The organism is Emticicia agri, assembly GCF_004168285.1.
In the GTDB taxonomy this organism is placed as follows: domain Bacteria; phylum Bacteroidota; class Bacteroidia; order Cytophagales; family Spirosomataceae; genus Emticicia; species Emticicia agri.
In genome coordinates this window covers 48282-69913 of sequence record NZ_SEWF01000001.1, presented here as the reverse complement: position 1 = coordinate 69913, position 21632 = coordinate 48282, and the positions used below count along the sequence as shown (strand labels likewise).

At 37.9% G+C, this 21632-nt stretch carries 11 protein-coding genes; 7 read left to right on the top strand and 4 right to left on the bottom strand.

The window, feature by feature from the left end; translation table 11 throughout:
• The first annotated feature begins 162 nt into the window (after positions 1-162).
• On the top strand, positions 163-2559 hold the full coding sequence (locus tag EWM59_RS00245) for an ABC transporter permease (RefSeq protein ID WP_130018910.1): 2397 nt from the start codon (positions 163-165) through the stop codon (positions 2557-2559).
• Positions 2560-2727: 168 nt separating this feature from the next.
• Here the strand turns inward: EWM59_RS00245 and EWM59_RS00240 are convergent, their stop codons facing one another.
• From EWM59_RS00240 to EWM59_RS00225, 4 genes are all read right to left on the bottom strand, one after another.
• A complete protein-coding gene (locus tag EWM59_RS00240) occupies positions 2728-3249 on the bottom strand; it encodes an META domain-containing protein (RefSeq protein WP_130018908.1) in 522 nt (173 codons plus the stop codon).
• 88 nt (positions 3250-3337) lie between these two features.
• On the bottom strand, positions 3338-4093 hold the full coding sequence (locus tag EWM59_RS00235; protein WP_130018907.1) for a LytR/AlgR family response regulator transcription factor: 756 nt from the start codon (positions 4091-4093) through the stop codon (positions 3338-3340).
• Positions 4094-4259: 166 nt separating this feature from the next.
• A complete protein-coding gene (locus EWM59_RS00230) occupies positions 4260-5363 on the bottom strand; it encodes a sensor histidine kinase (protein ID WP_130018906.1) in 1104 nt (367 codons plus the stop codon).
• Positions 5360-5959, bottom strand: a complete 600-nt coding sequence (locus EWM59_RS00225; protein ID WP_130018905.1) for a hypothetical protein — start codon at positions 5957-5959, stop codon at positions 5360-5362. The genes EWM59_RS00230 and EWM59_RS00225 overlap by 4 nt, the downstream gene beginning before the upstream one ends.
• A gap of 296 nt (positions 5960-6255) precedes the next feature.
• On the opposite strand from EWM59_RS00225, the gene EWM59_RS00220 reads away from it, so the two are divergent.
• From EWM59_RS00220 to EWM59_RS00195, 6 genes are all read left to right on the top strand, one after another.
• The gene (locus EWM59_RS00220) at positions 6256-8649 is read left to right on the top strand and encodes an ABC transporter permease (protein WP_130018904.1); all 2394 of its coding nucleotides are present in this window, start codon (positions 6256-6258) and stop codon (positions 8647-8649) included.
• 132 nt (positions 8650-8781) lie between these two features.
• The gene (locus EWM59_RS00215) at positions 8782-11175 is read left to right on the top strand and encodes an ABC transporter permease (protein ID WP_130018903.1); all 2394 of its coding nucleotides are present in this window, start codon (positions 8782-8784) and stop codon (positions 11173-11175) included.
• Between the two features lie 139 nt (positions 11176-11314).
• Positions 11315-13744 carry an ABC transporter permease gene (locus EWM59_RS00210; RefSeq protein ID WP_130018902.1) on the top strand — a complete coding sequence of 810 codons (2430 nt, stop codon included), beginning with the start codon at positions 11315-11317 and terminating at the stop codon, positions 13742-13744.
• Positions 13745-13833: 89 nt separating this feature from the next.
• Positions 13834-16245, top strand: a complete 2412-nt coding sequence (locus EWM59_RS00205; protein ID WP_130018901.1) for an ABC transporter permease — start codon at positions 13834-13836, stop codon at positions 16243-16245.
• Between the two features lie 141 nt (positions 16246-16386).
• Positions 16387-18807 (top strand): ABC transporter permease, encoded by a 2421-nt coding sequence (locus tag EWM59_RS00200; RefSeq protein WP_130018900.1) that lies wholly within the window; start codon positions 16387-16389, stop codon positions 18805-18807.
• Positions 18808-18953: 146 nt separating this feature from the next.
• Positions 18954-21374, top strand: a complete 2421-nt coding sequence (locus EWM59_RS00195; protein WP_130018899.1) for an ABC transporter permease — start codon at positions 18954-18956, stop codon at positions 21372-21374.
• Positions 21375-21632 lie beyond the last annotated feature (258 nt).

Below are 21632 nucleotides of genomic sequence, written 5' to 3'. Positions count from 1 at the left end.
GGATAATAGAATTTCAATGTTACCCCTTATCGTGCGTCGGACCGACCTTAAAGGTGAGTTGCTTACGCATGAGTATTATAAAATCTTTAAAAGAGTTCCCCTTTAGGGGCTAGGGGCTCTTAATCAACTTTTAAAACGTCCCCCTTCAGGGGTTAGGGGCTTATGTTCAAAAACTACTTAAAAATTGCATTAAGAAACCTTTTCAGGAATAGGGTTTACAGTTTTATTAACATTGCCGGATTGGGCATTGGCCTTGCTGCGGCCATGCTCATTATGCTTTACACCAAAGACGAGGTAAGCTATGACCGTTTTCACATCAATAATCCGAACATTTACAGGGTTACAACCTCATGGATTAATCCTGATGGGAGTGTGAAGCAGGAAGATGGAACTACGGGCTATTTTCAGGGTCCTAAATTTAAGGAAGGAGTACCTGAAATTAAGTCTTATTTAAGAGTAAGAAGTGATTTCAGAAATATACGTCAGGGTACCGAAATTAAAGGATATGGCATGTTGGAAACAGATGCCAATTTCTTTTCGGTGTTTACATTCCCGCTACTTAGTGGCAATCCGGCTACGGCACTTGAAAAACCTAAATCTATTGTGGTTTCAGACGAAATGGCTGAGAAACTTTTCAAGACAACCGACGTATTAGGAAAAACCATTGATTTTGTAGAAGAAGATAAATTAGTACCTTATCTGATTACGGGTGTGGCTAAAAAAGCCCCACAAAACTCTTCGGTAAAATTTGATTTTCTACTGCCTTTTATTGTGAAGAGCGAAGAATATCAGAATAATGAAAACTGGTTCAATTTCTTCCTGAATACTTTTGTTGTATTGCAGCCAAATGCTGATGCGATTGCAGCAGAGGCAAAAATGAAAAGAGTATATGAAGCTGATGCAAAAGAGAGTATTGTAAAGGTAGCAAAAGATTATGACATTAAAGAAAAGGCCCGCTATGGATTACAGCCATTAACAGACATGCACCTGAGCACACAGTTTACTGCGCAGAATGGACTAACAGATGCCAGTAACCCTACTTTTTCTTATATTCTGACCGGCATTGCGCTCTTTATACTTTTAATTGCCTGTATCAATTTTATTAATCTTACAGTAGCTCGTTCGCTGAAACGTGCTAAAGAAATTGGTGTAAGAAAAGTAGTAGGGGGAGATAGAAAACAATTGATTTTCCAGTTTTTGGGAGAGTCATTTGTCTTGTGTTCAATCGCATTTATATTGGCAGTTGTAATTTTGCAGATTGTATTACCTACTTTTAACCAATTGGCTAATAAATCATTGGCGTTCTCTTATTTGTTTGACCTCAAACTAATAACAGGATATATTGCACTTTTCTTCATTACAAGTCTTTTAGCTGGGTTTTATCCTGCGCTGGTGTTGTCGGGCTATGACCCGGTGAAAACCTTATACAGCCGATTCAACCTGACGGGAAAAAATTACTTACAGAAAAGCCTTGTAGTGGTACAGTTCGGATTAGCTTCTTTTCTGATTATTGCCACGCTTACTATTTTCTCGCAATTCGATTACCTGACTACGAAGGAACTGGGTTATACTGATAAAAACCTGATTACGGTTGATAAATGGCAACTGACACACAGCCAGTCTCATTTATTTGTGGATGAATTGAAGAAAAACCCGAATATTGTGGATGTTGCTCCTAAAAATGGAGGAAGCTGGGGTACGATAGCACGAGTGAATGGAGACAAACAGATAGATTTTGCTTATGAAACTGTAAACCCGACTTTTATTCCGCTTTTAAACATACCTGTGCTAAAAGGTCGGAATTTCTCTCTTGATTTTCCTTCTGATTCTACACAGTCGGTGCTCGTTAACGAGGCATTTGTGAAAAAAGCAGGCTGGAAAAATCCTCTCGGGCAAGAAGTGAATTTCTGGTATGATAACAATACAAAATATAAAGTGATAGGTGTTGTAAAAGATTATCATTTCAATACCTTGAATCAGGAGATAGGACCACAGCTCTTTACCATGAAACCAACCAATAAATACGGAATGGTTTATATCAAAATCAAGCCAAATACCGAGGTAGCGAGTTTAAAACATATTGAAAAGACATTCAAAAAACTGTTCCCTATCAACTCTTATGACTATAAATTTGTAGAGACCGAGAACCTGAAAAGATACGAGTCAGAAGCCAAATGGAAGCAAATCATGATGTTTGGTGCAGTGTTGACTATTTTTATTTCCTGCATAGGTTTGTTTGGTCTGGCAACTTTATCAGCAGAAAAACGTACCAAAGAAATTGGTATCCGCAAGGTATTAGGTGCATCAGTAGGTAGTATCGTTCAGTTACTTTCTAAAGATTTTCTGAAACTGGTAAGCCTATCGTTTATTTTTGCTTTCCCATTGGCATTTTATGCCGCACAGGAATGGCTCAAAAATTATCCTTACCGTATTTCTATCGGGGCATCAATCTTTATTGTTACAGCAGTAGTTACAATTATGATTGCATTGCTGACGGTAGGAGGGCAGGCTATTCGGGCAGCCTTAATGAATCCGGTGAAGTCTTTGAAAACGGAGTAATTTTTATAGAGGGAACACGGAAAAAGCAGAAAGGAGAATGGAACAAGTAGAGTGGGATTGTAGTCGTGTTTATTCTCCATTAGCTTACAAGACATTGACGAATTACAATAAATAAAAATGGCAAGGGGAATGTCCTCTTGCCATTTTTTTATCATTCAGTTTTAAACCTTATCTTTTCTTAAAAATCAATACTTCAGTTGCCGGATTTCCTACCAATAATTTTACCTGATTTGCTTCAAATATTACTTTTGTTGCCTTACTCAGATTTTTGTAAAATTCATCTTCCGCTTTCATGGCCTCGGCAGGCCCTGCCATTTCGGTAGTAATTACTTCAGTGTTTTTAATTGAGCCATCGGCTTCGTTGTGGGTATAAGTAGCCCCATACATATTTACAAAACTATAGCCACTGATATTGAGATATGCCAGATTATCAGGTGCTTTTTTAGCTACGTTCATGCCCAATTTTTCTGAACCGACAGTCTTGCTTACCTGATACCCTGCAAAATAATATTCAGTAGGTTTTGAAGTGGCATCAGGGTCTTTGCTTGATACAGGCTCATTCGGATTCTCACCATCTTTTGTATTAGCTTTTGCAGGTAAATCATCTGCATTGGCCGACATATCTTCCGGGCCTTTTTCGCAAGAGAACATGATTGCCATAAAGCTGAATAATAGCATGAGTTTTTTCATAAAAAAATAGATTTAAGGTATTATTACTATGATACTATTCTTTGAAAAATAGTTGGAAACTCAACAAAAATATTTCAAAGCTAAGTACCTAATAATCAAATAATCTGACAAAATTATCAACATATTTCCGGCCTGTTTCTATTTTTGATTTTTTAGCGTCTTTTAAAATAATCATGTAATTACCTGTAAAAAAACGTTGCGCCTCTAAAATATGTTTTGAATTAATAATAGCAGAGCGGCTTACTCTGATAAACTCTTTGGGCAATATATCTTCAAGATTCTGAATCGTATAGTTGGTCAGGTATTGTTTACCATCCAGCGTATTCAGAAAAACATAACGTTCTTCGGCAAAAAACCAGGCAATTTCGGCAATAGAAATAAAGAGCAGCTTTTCGCCTGATTTAACTGTAAGCGAATGAATTTCTTTTTTGTTTTCAAGTGCATGTAGAATAGAACTAAATTTCTGAAAATTAATGGATGTATGTTGGTCAGATTTCTTTTGTTTCAATCTTTCTACTGTGAGGTCAAAACGTTGTTTTTCAATGGGTTTCAACAAATAATCTACCGAGTTTTCTTCAAAAGCTTTTACTGCAAAGGCGTCGTAGGCAGTGGTAAACACAACTAAAGGCATGGTTCTTAGCCTTTTTAAAACCTCAAAGCCATTGAAAACAGGCATTTCAATATCCAAGAAAATAAGGTCGGGCTTATGTATTTCTACCATTTCAACGGCTTCCTCACCATTGCGGGCTATAGCTACAACATCAAAAAAATCACTATAATCTGATAAAAGATTTTTCAGACCCTTAATAGCCAATTCTTCATCTTCTACAATAACTGTTTTCATTTTTTTGAGCCTGTTTAAGTATTATAATTCGACCTGCAAAGGCAGTTTTTCCAGTTATACTGCGCTGTATTTTTTCGCCGTAGCTGCCGGCTACGTCTGCAAAATACATCTTGTCTAACTGAAAAATCTTACCTTTTCGGTCAGAAAGATAATAATTAAACAGGCTCTATAATTTTTTAGGAAGACGAATCAGAATATATTTACCCGGATTATCATGATAATTGTCAATACCCATAGACGATTCATTATATAACTCAAAAGTAGCGTTTTCTCCACCTAATAATTTTATTTTTTCATTCACACTTCGCAACCCATACCCTTGTTGAAAACCAGAGCTAAAAGGTATTCCATTGTCATAAATCTTTAATTCTATCCAATCGTGAGTAGCCTTTACCTGTATGCCCATTATCCCTTTCTCCGCTATTTTTGAAATTCCATGCTTGATGGCATTTTCAATCAGTGGCTGAATCAGAAAGCGTGGAATCAGACAGGTGGACAATTCTGAACCAAGTTCAGGAAGTCTGAAATCAAGCCTGTTGCCAAACCTGATTTTTTCAATAGATAAGTAGGTACGCACTAAATCTATTTCCTCGCTCAGTGTCCAGTAATATTGACTTTGTGCATTGGTAGTAAATCTGAAAAACCTGCTCAATAGCAGTGTCATTTGTTTGGCTTTCTGCGGCTCATCGTCTATGGCATTGGCAATAGAGTTTAAAGAATTATACAGAAAATGAGGGTTGATTTTCGCCTGTAAAGCCTCTAAATCAGCTTTGGTTTTCAGTTCTTTTAATTGCGTTACTTCTAACTCTTTTAACAAAAAATGTTGTTCACGATTTTTTTCTTTTTCAACCCAATAGTAAGCAAATAGCCCTGCCCAGACCAGATTCAGCCTGAAAATAATAGAACCATTCAATCTAAAGAACAAATCTTGTACAGTATAATTAAAAGGCATATCCTTAACACTCAAAAGTACTAATAACCCTTTGCCTGAATACAACAGAAATCCTAAAATTAGGTAATTTAAAAAGGTTTTTTGTTTGCTGATAAAAGTGTATCTGCGATACAAATAGATGACTACAACCGCCATGAATGATTCTAAGAGGTTATCATAAAAAATAAAGTCGTTGGCGGCACCCAGAGGCATATCTGCATCAGGTACATAACCTAATAGGGTAGCTAACAGAAACAAACCTCCACCTAATCCGAAATTGATAAGGGTAATGATAATAAACTGAAAGAATGAATTACTGAAAAAATTGTAGGGTCTCATTGTTCAGTAGCGTTCCAGAATTGATAAGCAATGATACATAAAGGTATAAATAGAATCATATCATTCAAATGAGCGAGCCATTCGTTGCGCAATATCCGGCTTATCGGGAAGGTAATTCCTCCTAAAGATAATAAAACACCTACCCACCATTTTACTACTTTAGTACGGATATAGACTATACCCAGAATAAGGAGCGAAAGCGGGAACGCAGGGCCACTCCAATAGAGCAAAAGATTCATTTGTGTCGGGAAGGCTTTAAATGCCTCTAAACCGATTTTATCCGAAATATTGAGTGTACCCGAATAAATCCCTTCAAAGGCAAAACCTACACCTCCGAAAATTCCATACATAGCATATAGAAACCCCAAACGTGAATAGACAGGCATTTTAGATTTAAGAATAGCAAATAAACCTATCATGCCCATTGCCAGAAAGAGGGTTGAAAAAAAGACCATAACCGAGCCATTGACTGAATGACGTCCGTTATCTTTCCAAAAAAAGGAACTGAGAATAACCATAAACTGCCCTGTTACAAGGCAGATTGCCCAGAATTTTTTATCAAATACTGAGTCGGAAGCTGGTGATTTTAATTGCATGATTGGCTGAAAGTTTTTAGCTGATTAATAATTTTAGTGCAAAACAGGCATCAAAGGTGTCAGAGAAAAACGGATTTCGGTTATACTACACAAATCGCTGTACAGAATACATAAAATGATGTATAAATGTCAGAGAGAACCAATATGAAAATCCTTGTCCGTCAACGTACGAAAGTCGTCCGAAAACGGACAGAATAATTTTAGTGTTTGGTTGTAATATATTGATTATCAATATTTTGTGTTTTTGGCATGGCTTTAGATAATTAGAATGTATAATACAAAATTATGAAAAAGCTATGTTGAAGAACTATTTAAAAATCGCAATAAGGAATCTGCAACGAAATAAAGTTTATGCTTCAATTAATGTTTTGGGGTTAGCCTTAAGTATGAGTTGCGGAATCCTTATTTTCGCATTGGTAAAACACCACCTGAGCTTCGACAATTTCCACAACAATTCTGACCGTATTTATCGCATCGTTACAGAGCAACACCGAGATAACATCAGCTATAGTTTCAGTGTACCTAATCCACTGGGCAAAGCATTCAGGAATGATTATACTTTTGGTGAAAAAGTGGCACGAATCTGTACTTTCGACGATCAGTTGATTACAGTAAAACAAGGCAACGAAATCAAGAAATTTAAAGATGAAGAGGGCGTAGCTTTCACAGAACCCGAATTTTTTGAAATCTTTAACTATCCACTTTTACAAGGCGACAAAAAAACAGTCTTGAGCGAACCTAATACGGCAATCATGACTGAAAAAGCTGCTAAAAAATACTTTGGCGATGAAAATCCGATTAACAAAACTTTTAAATTAGATAACCGCATTGAGTTTAAAGTTACAGGTATATTAAAAGACCTGCCTGCCAATACTGACAGAAGAACAGAAATCTATACTTCTTATCCTACTTTAAAATCTTATAATGAATGGGCTGCCAGCGATGATTCATGGGGAGGTATTTTCAGTTCGATGCAATGCTTTGTCTTGCTTCGTCCGGGTATATCGCCTGCACAGGTTGAAAAAGTGATGCCTGCTTATGTAAAAAAATATCGTCCAACATCCAAAAACGTACACCATTATAAATTCCAGCCATTGGCTGAAATGCACTTCGATGCCCGTTATAGCGGCCCTATGGATAAGAAAAATCTCTGGGTATTGTCATTTATCGGATTATTCCTGATTATTACTGCTTGTGTTAATTTCATTAATCTGGCTACGGCACAGGCATTAAAACGTTCGAAAGAAGTAGGTGTAAGAAAAGTATTGGGTAGTGTAAGAATGCAGCTTTTCTGGCAATTTATCTCTGAAACAAGTCTGATAAGCATTCTTGGGGCTATGGTTGCTATTCTATTAGCTTATGTGGCTCTGCCATACGTAAACACCTGGTTCAGTTCTCAAATCAGTATTAATCTGGTCAGTGATTGGCAGCTAATGCTTTTCATTGTCTCATTAATTGTAGTAGTTACTTTATTTTCTGGGTCTTATCCCGGTCTTATATTGGCCGGGTTTCAGCCTGTTCTCGCTCTTAAAGGAAAACTATCTCAACAAAATGTAGGTGGTTTTAACACACGACGTACACTTATTATTACCCAGTTTGCTATTTCTCAGGTATTGATTATCGGCATGGTGATTATTGCCAATCAGATGAAATACGCGCAACAGTCAGACCTTGGTTTTCAGAAAGATGCCATTGTTACTGTTCCGATAGCTTCAGGTACAGATTTGAATAAGCAAAAAACACTTAAAAATCAGTTTGCGGCTTTAAGTGGGGTTGAAAAGACTTCTTTATTTTTCAGAGCACCTGCTTCAAATTCAAACTGGAGTACTTCAGTAAAATTCGACAATCGTGCCGAAGACGAGGTGTTCAGAGTAAATGTAAAATCAGCAGATGAACAATATCTTTCAACCTTTGACCTCGAATTAGTAGCAGGAAGAAATATTTTTCCTGCCGATAGTATGAGAGAATGTCTGGTAAATGAAACATTTGTTCGCAAGCTTAACCTCAAATCCCCACAGGAAGTTATCGGTAAAAATGTATCAATGAATGGCGGTAATAGTAGCGGGCCGATTGTAGGTGTGGTGAAAGATTTTCATGACCGCTCTTTCCATGAAGAAATTAACCCGGTTTGTATTACTACATTAGCTGAAAATTATGATAGTTACGGACTCAAACTGAATATGGCCAATGCTCAGGCAACGCTTGCTTCGGTAGAAAAGATATGGACACAAGCACACCCTGACCAGATTTATGAGTACCAGTTTTTAGATGAAAGCATTGCTGAGTTTTACGAAACCGAAAGCATTATGCTTAAACTGATACAGGCTTTTTCAGGTATTGCTATTTTCATTGGTTGTTTAGGTTTGTATGGGCTGGTTTCTTTTATGGTTACACAAAAAACCAAAGAAATAGGTATCAGAAAAGTATTAGGCAGCAGCATTGGCAGTATTATCTGGATTTTCGGAAAAGAGTTTTCCCGCCTGATTATGATTGCTTTTTTAGTAGCCGCACCACTTGCCTGGTGGTTAATGAATAGCTGGCTACAGGATTTTAAGTTCAAGATTGAGATCAAAATCGACGTATTTATATTAGCTATTGCTTCAACGTTTGTGGTTGCCGCTTTAACAGTAGGCTATCAGGTAATCAAAGCCGCTTTGATGAACCCGATGAAATCGTTGAGGAGTGAGTAAAATACCCCTAACCCCTAAAGGGGAATTGCTTACGCACGAGTTTAATATGTGCATAAATGGTAAGCAAATAGGGAGTTGAGCAAAGTATTATCTACACTTTAAAAAAATCCCCCTTTAGGGGTTAGGGGTCATATGATACGAAACTATTTAAAAATCGCCATTCGTAATCTTGTTAAAAACAAGGTTTATTCATTCATCAATATCGGGGGCTTGGCTGTAGGTTTTACGGTCTTTTGCCTGATTGCCTTATATGTAGCTGATGAATTAAGTTTTGATAGTTTTCATGCAAAAGGAGACCATATAGTTCGATTAGTGCATCATGCCGAATGGGAAGGGGGAGAAGCACATCATGCAGTTACCTCAGCAGCCTTTGCTCCGGCATTGAAAACAGAATTTCCGGAGATAAAAGAGGCCGTTAGAATTGCACCCGAAGGTGGGGGAGTTATCACTTTTAGAGATAAGACTGTTAAAGCAGGTAATATTCTTTTCGCTGATAGAAATGCTTTTGAGGTATTTACCTTTCCTTTCGTAGCAGGCAATCCAAAAACGGCGCTTTCAGAGCCAAATACCATTGTTATTACAGAATCGTTGGCAAATAAAATATTTGGTAATGCGCAGAAAGCTTTGAATCAGAGCGTTGTATTTGATAAAACAGTAACCAATAAGGTTACGGGTGTCATAAAGGATACCCCAAGTAATTCACATTTACAATTTGAAGGCTTACGTTCATTGCCGACTAACTTTACAGCAGGCTGGCAAGATTCTAATTTATATACTTATTTGCTTTTGAGCGATGGTGTAGATAAAAGCAAATTAGAGGCAAAATTCCCTGCCTTTGCGCAAAAAACTATTTTAAAAGAAATGCCTGTAGTTTCTTATAAAATGGAACTGCAACCACTACTTGATATTCATTTACATTCTAATCTTCAATACGAAGTAAGCGCCAATAGCTCTATCAGCCGTGTGTATTTATTTATGGCATTGGCAGGTTTGATACTGATTATTGCTATTATCAACTATATGAATCTGGCTACTGCCAGAGCAGGTTTACGCACCCGTGAGGTAGGTGTACGCAAGGCAATAGGCTCTACTCAAACCGATTTAATGGGTTTGTTCATTGTTGAAGCAATTACACTTAGTATCATCGCTTCCATTGTTTCAGTCTTTTTAATAACTGCGTTGCTTCCTTTTTTCAATCAATTAGCAGATAAATCTTTAAGTATAGATAGATTTGGTGTTGGTAATTCAATTGCTACTTTCGCTCTTTTCAGTTTGTTTGTTGGTTTTTTGAGTGGCAGTTATCCGGCTTTCTTTATTTCGAGATTCAAAATTGTTTTGGCCTTAAAGGGTCTTTCTGGCAATTTGAATCAAAGCGTTATTTTCAGGAAATCATTGGTTGTATTTCAATTTGTAGCGACTATGGTTTTGATTGCCGGAGCTTGGATTATCTATCAGCAATTGAGGTTTTCAGCCAGCAAAGACCTGGGTTTCAATAGACAACAAGTACTAACTATCCACATTGACGATAGAAATCTACGCTCGAAAGTTGCCGCTTTAAGAGAACAATTAATGAAAAACCCTCTGATAGAAAATGTAGCAACTGCGGGCAATCCGATTGGGAATAATAATCTGGGTCAAATACCTTACTATTTTGAAAAGTCAGATGGCTCTATTTCTACCAATTCTACTGTAGTACAAGAACTGATGGTAAATGCCTCATTTGTACCAACAATGGATATTAAGATGAAGTTGGGTGAAAATTTTTCAGAGAATAAGCCAAGTGCTATTACCGATGCAGCACTTATCAATGAGACCTTGATGAAACAATTAGGTTTCTCGAACCCAATAGGCAAAAGAATGCAGGTAAAAATTAATAATGAAACTACAGTCGAACGAAAAATAATAGGTGTATTTAAAGATTTTCATACGTATTCTTTACAACATAAAGTAGAACCTGTAGTATTGATTATGCCACCACAAGCAAGCATGGAAGATAATCTGTATGTGAAAATTAATACTTCAAAAACTAAAGAAGCATTAGCTCATATTGAAAAAACGTATCGTGAGTTTGACAAAATAAACCCTATTGAAATCAATTTTCTGAATGAGAATTTTGCCCGTCAATACCAAGCAGAACAAAAACAGGGAACTCTGTCACTCAATTTTGCTTTCATCTCTGTGCTATTGGCTTGTCTGGGATTATTCGGCCTGGCTGCCTTTACTGCCCAACAAAGGGTGAAAGAAATCGGAGTAAGAAAAGTATTAGGCGCAAGTATTACTTCTATCTTCCTTTTATTGAACAAAGATTTTTTAAAACTGGTAATCATAGCAGCAGTAATAGCCATACCAGTAGCAATAGTTTTAATGAATAACTGGCTACAAAACTTTGCCTACAAAGTAGAAGTACATTGGTGGGTATTTGTCGGGTCGGCTATTATTTCTTTACTGATTGCTTTGTTAACTGTCAGTTATCAGGCCATCAGAGCAGCATTGGTAAATCCGGTGAAATCATTAAAGACGGAGTAAAAGCCCCCGCCCCTAAAGGGGAGCTTCTTTCGCATGAGTAGCATCTTATTTTTTACTCCCCTTTTAGGGCGACCGTCGCGCGGTTGGGGCATATTTTCTAACTTTTAAAAAAGTCCCCCTTTAGGGGCTAGGGGTGTGTATGATACGCAATTATTTAAAAATCGCCTTTAGAAATCTTGTTCGTAACAAGGTGTATAGCTTTATCAATATTGTTGGTTTGGCTATGGGTATTACTGCTTTTTTATTCATTCTGGAATACATCAGTCTGGAGAAAAGCGTTAATCATTTTCATAAAAACCTATCAAGTACCTATCGTTTACTGAATGAAGATATTCATGGGGTAACCTGGACAGAAATAGAACCCGGTTGGGCATTGAAAGCCAAAGAAAATTTTCCTGAAATTAAAGATTTCTGCCGATTTGAGTCAGGTGTATCTAAAGGAGTAGTAAAAAGAGCAAATACCAATGGCGAACCTTTCCGTGAATCAAATATTGGCTTTGCAGAAGGGAATTTCTTTGAGTTTTTCACTTTTCCTTTAGTAATAGGTGATGCCAAAGCGCTTAATAAACCAAACACCGTTTTTCTATCAGCAGCAACTGCTAAAAAATATTTTGGTAATGATAATCCAATGGGGCAGGTACTCACCTTAAATAACCAGTTCGGACAGTCAACGCATACCATTGAAGGAGTTTTTGCCGATATGTCTGATAATTCAGACATCAGATACGATATGGTGTTTTCCTTGGAAACCATGAAAAACCCTGGCTATCTGAAAGGCAACGACTGGGCTTTACTGACAAATCTTGATTCGCAATACATCAATACTTATTTCCAGCTTAATAATGGTGTTGACCCCAAAACATTTGAGAACAAACTATCTGCTTTGCGCAAAAAATTGGGTAAAGAAAATGATGGTATTCGGTTTCGTTTACAACCATTAGGTAACGTACATTTAGCTTCCTCTTTGAATGATAATTATCAGACAACCGGCAATCTGAAATACGTATATATGCTGGGTGGTATTGCCTTCCTGATATTGCTGATTGCATGGTTTAATTATATTAACCTATCAACAGCCAATTCTTTGAAAAGAGCCAATGAAGTGGGAGTTAGAAAAGTAATAGGTGCTACCCAGATGAACCTGATTGCACAGTTTTTAGGAGAGTCAATCTTAGTGAATTTATTGGGTCTGGGGCTGTCTATGTTTTTCATCTATTCATTCCAACCCTTATTCAATGAACTGATTGGTAAGGAATTATCTGTTAAAACTATTCAGTTTTCGTCGGTTTCTATTGTCGGTTTAGGCTTACTGCTTATCGGTTCAATCCTTTCAGGGGCTTTAACTGCCCTGGTTTTATCAAACTTCAATCCGATTGAAACACTGAAAGGAAAATTAGGCAAACAATCGAAAGGGATATTCTTACGCAAAGCCTTGGTGGTTTCGCAGTTCAGTATTTCTATCATGCTTATTTTAGGTACGGTTCTAATATACCGCCAGTTGCACTTCATGCAAAACAAAAACTTAGGCATGAATACCAACCAGTTACTGGTTATTAAAGGGCCTGAAGTAGGTCAGGATAGTACTTATAAGGTACGTAAAACGGCTTTTATTGACGGCCTTTCACAACAAAGTTTTGTAAAAGACTATTGTGCCTCAGGTAGTGTTCCAAGTGGTTGGTATAATTTCACCACCTCAGGGTTTACGCAACCGAAATCAAAACCCGACGACGAGTTGAAAACCTATTCTTTTGCCCTTATCGGAGACCGATTCCTGAAAACCTATGAGATTGATTTAAAAGCTGGCAGAAACTTTACTGCGGCCGAATGTAATGTGGAATGGAATAAAAATAGCAAAATATTGCTTAACGAACAGGCCATACAGTCTTTAGGTTTTGCTTCGGCAGAAGAAGCAGTAAACAAACGTATTCAGTGGGACGAAAGACCATTAGAGATTATCGGGGTAGTAAAAAACTACCACCATCAGGGAGTACAAAAGGCCATAGACCCTATTATCTTCTACCCACAAAACTCATCAGTCTATTTTACGGTAAGACTTACGCCTGATAAAATGCAGGATAAAATCGCAAGCCTTGAAAAAATTTATAAAGCTAATTTTCCGGGTAATCCTTATGAATACTTCTTTGTGAACGAGAATTTCAATAAGCAATACCTTACCGAGCAGCAATACAGCAGAATATTCACTACCTCATCTATCTGGGCTATTGTGATTGCCTGCTTAGGTCTTTTCGGATTAGCGACTTTTACTACCGAAAACCGGACAAAAGAAGTAGGTATCAGAAAAGTATTGGGCGCGGGCGTATTAGGTATCACGGCATTGCTAAGTAAAGACTTCCTGAAATTAGTGCTTATTTCAATTGCCATTGCAAGCCCGGTTGCTTATTATCTGATGACTCAATGGTTAGAAAACTTTGAGTACAAGGTAGATATATCATGGTGGATTTTTGCAGCGTCAGGCTTAGGTGCCATCGTAGTAGCCTTACTTACTGTGGGTTATCAGGCAATCAGGGCAGCACTCGTAAATCCGGTTAAATCATTAAAAACAGAATAACGGAAAAAAGGAGAAAGGAACACGGAGGAAGTAAAATCTATGCTTGTATGTTTCTTTCTCCGTTCTCCATTTTCCTTTAACCCACTACTATGCTTTTAAACTATTTCAAAATCGCATTCAGAAATCTTACTAAAAATAAGGTTTATTCATTCATCAATATCGGTGGATTGGCCGTAGGTATGTCGGTAGCCATGCTGATTGGACTATGGATGTATGACGAATTGAGTTTTAATCAATATCATAAGAATTATGACAGAATAGGACAGATACGCTCTATTTCTACCGAACCATCTACCGGAGTAATTGAGGGTAGCCCTCATATGCAGATTCCGATGGGTACGGCTTTGAGAGAGAATTACAAACATCTGTTCAGCAAAGTGCTTACTTCGTGGGCAGTAGAAGAATATACATTAAAAGTGGGCGAGAAAAATCTGAGCAGAAGAGGGCATTTTGTTGAGCCGGGTATTCTTGAAATGCTTTCTTTGAAAATGCTGAAAGGTTCGTATGACGGTTTAAAAGACCTTCATTCAATTGTTCTGTCAGAATCTACGGCTAAGGCTATATTTGGTAGTGCCGACCCAATTAACCAGAGTCTTAAGATTGATAATAAAACTGATGTAAAAGTAACAGGTGTCTATGAAGATATTCCTAAGAACTCACGCTTTGCTGAGGTACAGTTTTTTACGCCCTGGGCCTTATTTGTGGCCTCAAATGAATGGGTAAAAGAAAATGTAACTTCCTGGGATAATACTTCTTTTGGGCTTTATGTAGAATTGCAACCAAATGTTAGCCTTGAAACAGCGCAGGCTGGTCTGAAAGATTTTTATGCTAAAAATTCTCCCAAAGATTTCTATACAATAATAAAGGCCTATAAGCCTGAAATATTTGTGCATCCTATGAAGCAATGGCATCTGTATTCAGACTTTACGGATGGCCGACCTACCGGGGGACGCATTACTTTTGTCTGGCTTTTTGGTATTATTGGTGTTTTTGTGCTCTTGCTGGCGTCTATCAATTTTATGAATCTGAGTACTGCCCGTTCAGAAAAACGTGCTAAAGAAGTAGGTATCCGCAAAGCCATTGGTTCTGTTCGTAGCCAGTTGGTAAGTCAGTTTTTCAGCGAGTCGTTTCTCATCGTATTAGTCTCATTTGTAATTTCATGTATTATATTGGTTTTGTCTTTGGGCTGGTTTAATGAATTGTCAGATAAAGACATTGCTTTGCCATTTACCAATCTGTATTTCTGGATAGCGGGTATGGCCTTTGTTGCCTTAACAGGTATCCTTACAGGTCTTTATCCTGCTTTATATTTATCTTCTTTTCAGCCTATCAAGGTACTTAAAGGTACTTTTAAAACAGGTCGTTTTGCGGCAGTTCCCCGCAAAGTATTAGTGGTAGTGCAGTTCACGGTTTCAGTAGTGATGATTATAGGCACATTGGTAGTTTACCAACAAATTCAGCATGCCAAAAATCGTCCGGTTGGTTATAGTCAGGACGGTTTAGTTACTATCAGTTTAAACGACCCCAATTACGCAGGCAAGTATGATTTGTTCAAAAGTGAATTGATGAATTCGGGTGTAGTATCAGATGTAGCACTTTCCAATAGTACTTTAACTTCTATCTCTAACAGGTCAAGCGGTTTTACCTGGAAAGGCAAAGCACCTGAGACTCCATCGAGCTTTAATAAATTCAGAGTAACGGCCGATTTTGGCAAAATGCTCAACTGGAAAGTAGTAGCAGGTCGTGATTTTTCTGATGATTATAAAACTGATTCGGCAGGCGTAATCCTGAATGAAGCTGCTGCCAGACATATAGGCTTGAAAAACCCTATCGGTGAATACATCAGAACTGAAGATGGTAAATTTGTATGGCAGATAGTAGGTGTAACCAAAGATATGGTTATCCAGTCTCCCTACGACGAAATCAATGGCTCATTTTACTTTTTAGATTTTAACAAGGGTTCTAAACAAATGACCATGCGCATTAAGCCTACTGTCAGCCCAACCGAAGCTTTACCTAAAATAGAAGCGGTATTCCACAAACTGGTACCTTCAGCTTCTTTTGATTATAAATTTGTAGATGATGTATATAATAAAAAATTCTCTCAGGAACAGCGTATTGGTCAATTATCTGCGCTATTTGCTATTCTGGCTATTTTCATCTCTTGTCTCGGGCTTTTTGGTTTAGCCTCTTTTGTAGCCGAACAACGCACTAAAGAAATTGGTATCCGCAAGGTTTTAGGGGCAAGTGTAACCAATCTCTGGCAAATGTTATCTAAAGACTTTGTGCTATTGGTTATCATTTCATGCCTGATAGCGGCACCCATAGGCTATTATTTTATGAATAACTGGCTGGAAAAATACACTTATCACACCGAGCTTTCGTGGTGGGTTTTTGCCGCAGCAGGGGCAGGAGCATTAATGCTCACGCTGTTAACAGTAAGCTATCAGGCTATTAAAGCCGCTTTAATGAATCCAGTGAAATCACTAAAAACGGACTAAAAGACCCCCGACTCTAAAGGGTAGTTGCTTACGCATGAGAAGTTTTTAAGATAGATTTTTCGTGCAATACAATTTAAAGGGGAATAGAATACAAATTGTAAAACTTTTAAAAAGTCCCCCTTTAGGGGCTAGGGGTGTATTATGTTAATCAATTATTTCAAAATCGCATTCAGAAATCTTACTAAAAATAAGGTTTATTCATTCATCAATATCGGTGGATTATCCGTAGGTATGTCGGTAGCTATACTGATTGGACTTTGGATTTATGACGAGTTATCTTACAATAAATCTCATAAAAACTATGATTCTATTGCGCAGATTCGCAATATCAGCACAGACCCTAATACAGGTATTACCAGAAGTGGCCCTGCGCTGCAATTTCCGTTAGGTACTTCATTAAAAAATAATTATAAGCATTATTTCAAACACGTATTGTTAGCCTTTTGGGTAGGCGATTATACACTTTCTTCTGACAACAATAAGTACCCCAAGAGGGGCGAATTTATTGATGGAGATGTGATAGAGATGCTATCATTGAAAATGCTGAAAGGTTCAGGGGCTTCGTTGCAAGACCCACATTCGGTTATTCTTTCAAAATCTACTGCAGAAGCTATTTTTGGCAATGAGGACCCGCTGAACAAAAATCTGAAAATAGACAACCGCATGGATGTTGTGGTGAGAGGCGTGTACGAAGATCTGCCCAAAAACAACCGTTTCAGGGAGGTACAATTTTTCTCACCGTGGTCATTATGGGTGTCTTCAAACGATTGGGTAAAAGCCTGTGAAAACCAATGGGAGAACAGCTCATTTAATGTATATGTGCAAACACAACCTAACGTATCGGTTGAGCAGGCAAATGTAGCTTTAAAAGATTTTTATAATAAAAATGCACCTAAACAGATAGCAGACGAGTGGCGGAAATATAACCCGGGTATCTTCTTATACCCTATGAAACAATGGCATTTATATTCAGAATTTAAAGATGGTAAGGTAGCAGGCGGGCGTATCACTTTTGTATGGCTATTTGGTATTGTGGGTATATTCGTTTTATTGTTGGCTTGTATCAATTTCATGAATCTGAGTACTGCCCGCTCTGAAAAGCGTGCCAAAGAAGTAGGTATTCGTAAAGCCATTGGTTCTGTCAGAAGTCAGTTGATTCAACAGTTTCTCAGCGAATCTTTCTTGGTGGTTTTATTAGCTTTTGTCATAGCTATTGGCTTCGTGTTGTTGACATTGCCCTGGTTTAATAATCTGGCAGATAAAGATATGTCGGTTCCGTTTACTAATCCTGTTTTCTGGGCAATCAGCCTGGCATTTATTGTATTTACAGCAGGTATGGCGGGTATTTATCCGGCATTCTATCTGTCATCTTTTCAGCCTGTTAAAGTGCTGAAAGGTACTTTCAAGTTAGGTCGCTTTTCTTCATTACCTCGTAAAGTTTTAGTGGTTGTGCAGTTTACAGTTTCGGTAGTGCTGATTGTAGGAACTATTGTGGTGTATCAGCAGATTAAGCATGCCCGTAACAGACCTGTAGGCTATAACAGAGAAGGCTTAATTAAAGTATCATTGAATGACCCGAATTATCAGGGCAAGCAGGATGTGATAAAGACAGAGTTGATAAATACAGGCATAGTAGAAAACCTGGCGCTCTCTTCAAGCCCATTGACCGAGATATGGAGTAATGCCGGAGGATACAACTGGAAAGGCAAAGACCCTGAATTAGCCTCTGATTTTGCAGTAATCAACGTAACCCATGATTTTGGTAAATTAGTTGACTGGAAAATTAAAGAAGGCCGCGACTTCTCCCGCGCATTCGCAACAGACTCTAATGCGATAGTTATCAATGAAACAGCAGCAAAATACTTAGGTCTTAAAAATCCTGTTGGTGAATTTATTACGAATGCAGATGAAGGAGCGAACAAAAGCTGGCAGATTATCGGGGTGGTAAAAGATTTGGTGATGCAGTCGCCGTATGAGCCTGTAAAGCGTTCTTTCTATTTTCTGGACCCTAAGTACGCAGATGTCAGCCAGATGATAATCAAGATGAAACCAGATGTAAGTGCCAGTGAAGCGCTACCAAAAATAGAAGCAGTATTTAACAAAATAGTACCATCTGCCTTGTTTGATTACAAATTTGTAGATCAGGAATATGGTAAAAAATTCAGTCAGGAAGAGCGTATTGGTAAATTAGCCACCTTCTTTGCATTGTTGGCCATTTTTATCTCATGCTTAGGCCTGTTTGGGCTGGCCTCTTTTGTGGCCGAACAACGCACCAAAGAAATTGGTATCCGCAAAGTATTAGGCGCAAGCATTGGCAGTTTGTGGAGTATGCTATCGAAAGACTTTGTAGTGCTGGTTATTATCTCCTGTATGATTGCGGCACCCATAGCTTATTATTTCATGAATCAATGGTTGATAAAATATAATTATCACACCGAAATATCATGGTGGATTTTTGTAGTAACAGGCATGGGGGCTTTGGGTATTACGTTATTAACGGTTAGTTATCAGGCTGTAAAAGCCGCTTTGATGAATCCGATAAAGAGTTTGAAAACGGAATAATTGGAGCCCCGCGCGGCGTCCGCCCGACCCCTAAAGGGGAATTGCTTTCGCATGAGTAATTGCTCAGGTTATGAATTACCAACTGGAGCCGAGAAGTATATTATCTAACTTTAAAAAAGTCCCCCTTTAGGGGCTAGGGGTACATTATGATAAAAAATTACTTAAAAATCGCATTTCGTAACCTTGTAAAAAACAAGGTTTTTTCTGCTATCAATGTATTGGGATTAGCTATTGGCATTGCTACCTGCCTGATTATCATGCTTTTTGTGCAGGATGAATTAAGTTTTGACCGATACAATGAAAAGGCAGACAGGATTGTACGTGTGGTTTTTAAAGGAATGATTAATGGGGAAGAGATGAAAGAAGCTGTAACTATGGCCCCGACAGCTTCTACCCTCAAAAACGATTATCAAGAAGTAGAAGATGCTACACGACTAAGAACCTATGGCTACCATAAAATCGTAGTCGGCGAAAAAACATTCAAAGATGGAAATCTGGCTTACGTTGATGCTAACTTCTTTCAGATATTCACGCTCCCGCTTATCAAGGGAGATGCGAAAACTGCTTTGCTTGAACCGAATACAGTAGTAATTACTCAGGCAATGGCCAACAAATACTTTGGTAATGAAGACCCTATTGGCAAAGTGTTGACCTTTAAGGACTGGAAACAGGTATATAAAGTAACAGGTGTCATTGAGAAAGTACCTGCCAATTCACATTTTCATTTTGATTTGTTTGGTTCAATGACCAGCCTGGAAGATGCCAAAGGTACCAGTTGGATGGAGTCTAATTATTTCTCTTATCTGCTGTTACGCAAAGGACAAGACTATCAAAAACTTGAATCCAAACTGCCACTGGTAGTCGAAAAATATGTGGCTCCTCAATTACAAAAAGCTTTGGGCGTAACCTTAAGCGAATTCAGAAAAAAAGGTAATGATATCAGATTCCATTTACAGCCTTTAACAGATATTCATCTTCACTCTGATTTTAGTGTCAGTATTGAGCCGGGCGGAGATGTGCGCTATGTCTATATATTTGGTGCAATTGCCATCTTTATGATACTGATTGCCTGTATCAACTTCATGAATCTTTCTACGGCCGGAGCTTCTAAACGTGCCAAAGAAGTGGGTATCAGAAAAGTATTAGGCTCTGTTAAATATGAATTAATAGGACAGTTTCTGTTAGAGTCGGTTATGCTGACATTCTTTGCACTGTTATTGGCCTTGGTAATAGTTAAAATAGCTTTACCGTTATTTAATGATTTATCGGGTAAAGAATTAATTCTGCAATTCAATAATTATCCGCTTGTAATCACTGGCCTTGTTTTATTTGGCTTATTAGTAAGCCTGTTGGCAGGTAGTTATCCTGCGTTCTTCCTCTCTTCATTCAAGCCTGCTTCGGTTCTGAAAAGCAAGTTTATGGCAGCAGGCAAAACCATAGGTTTAAGAAGTGGCTTGGTGGTTTTTCAGTTTATGATTTCCATTGCCCTTATTATTGGCACTACTATCGTTTATCAGCAATTAGCCTATATTCAAAGCAAGAAACTTGGCTACAATAAAGACCAGTTATTAGTTTTGAGAAACTCATGGGCATTAGGTCAAAACGAACTAATTTTCAGAGACCAGCTTATGAAAGACCCCAGAGTACTCAATGTTACTGTTTCAGGCTATCTGCCTGTCGGGCCTACCAATAACAATATGTCAGGGACATATCCTGACGAAAAAGTAAATCAGAATAGAAGAACCATTATCTATCAGGTCGATGACCAATATATTCCGACAATGGGCATGGAATTGGTAAGTGGGCGCAATTTTTCAAAAGAATTTGCTACAGATTCATCAGGAGTAATTATCAATGAGACAGTCGCTAAAATTTATGGTTGGGGGAAAGATGCCGTAGGGCATACCATCAATAGATTTATTGATAATCAGGGGAATAAGAAAGCCTATAAAGTGATTGGCGTCGTAAAGGATTTTCATTTCAGGTCATTGCATGAGGAAATTGCTCCATTGGTGATGGTTCTTGAAAACAATTCGGGGTTGATTGTCAAGGTTAAAGCACAGGATATTCCAACATTACTGAAAGACATGAAAAGCCAATGGGCTGCATTTAAAGTAGAAGAGCCCTTTGATTATGGTTTTCTTGATGAATTTTTCAATAAAACCTATATGGCCGAACAAAAAACCGGGGTCATTTTAGGCATATTCACTGGGCTTACTATTTTTATCGCCTGCTTAGGATTGTTTGGTTTGGCCACCTTCACGGCCGAACAACGCATCAAAGAAATAGGCATCCGCAAAGTATTAGGCGCCAATGTATCTCAGATTGTGATTTTACTTTCTATAGATTTCGTGAAGTTAATTCTGATAGCCTGTTTAATTGCCTTTCCATTAGGTTATTGGGGAATGGATAAATGGCTACAGGACTTTGCTTATAAAGTAGATATTAACTGGCCTGTATTTGTACTGGCAGGTGTTAGTGCTATTGCAGTAGCGTTAGTCACAATTAGTTTTCAGGCCATCAAAGCCGCTTTGATGAATCCGATAAAGAGTTTGAAAACAGAATGATTGGAGAAAGGAAAACGGAGCAAGGAAAACGGAAAAATTTCTTTTAACGGGTTCTTTCAGCAGGCAATTAAAAGCGCATTGATAAATACGGTAATGAGTTTAAAAACAGAATAGGTTGCAGAAAAGAATAGCCGGTTTGTTGAAATAGAATAACTGAGTGTCAGTGTAAAAATGTGCTGGATTTCTGCAACGTGACGACTGTTTTTCGCATCTTATTTATAGTAAAAGATATTACTTTAAACATAAAAGATGAAAAAG

Bases quoted from the DNA above. Each gene is read 5' to 3' on its own strand.
- EWM59_RS00245 (WP_130018910.1), top strand. From the start codon at position 163: ATGTTCAAAAACTACTTAAAAATTGCATTAAGAAACCTTTTCAGGAAT.
- EWM59_RS00240 (WP_130018908.1), bottom strand. From the start codon at position 3,249: ATGAAAAAACTCATGCTATTATTCAGCTTTATGGCAATCATGTTCTCT.
- EWM59_RS00235 (WP_130018907.1), bottom strand. From the start codon at position 4,093: ATGAAAACAGTTATTGTAGAAGATGAAGAATTGGCTATTAAGGGTCTG.
- EWM59_RS00230 (WP_130018906.1), bottom strand. From the start codon at position 5,363: ATGAGACCCTACAATTTTTTCAGTAATTCATTCTTTCAGTTTATTATC.
- EWM59_RS00225 (WP_130018905.1), bottom strand. From the start codon at position 5,959: ATGCAATTAAAATCACCAGCTTCCGACTCAGTATTTGATAAAAAATTC.
- EWM59_RS00220 (WP_130018904.1), top strand. From the start codon at position 6,256: ATGTTGAAGAACTATTTAAAAATCGCAATAAGGAATCTGCAACGAAAT.
- EWM59_RS00215 (WP_130018903.1), top strand. From the start codon at position 8,782: ATGATACGAAACTATTTAAAAATCGCCATTCGTAATCTTGTTAAAAAC.
- EWM59_RS00210 (WP_130018902.1), top strand. From the start codon at position 11,315: ATGATACGCAATTATTTAAAAATCGCCTTTAGAAATCTTGTTCGTAAC.
- EWM59_RS00205 (WP_130018901.1), top strand. From the start codon at position 13,834: ATGCTTTTAAACTATTTCAAAATCGCATTCAGAAATCTTACTAAAAAT.
- EWM59_RS00200 (WP_130018900.1), top strand. From the start codon at position 16,387: ATGTTAATCAATTATTTCAAAATCGCATTCAGAAATCTTACTAAAAAT.
- EWM59_RS00195 (WP_130018899.1), top strand. From the start codon at position 18,954: ATGATAAAAAATTACTTAAAAATCGCATTTCGTAACCTTGTAAAAAAC.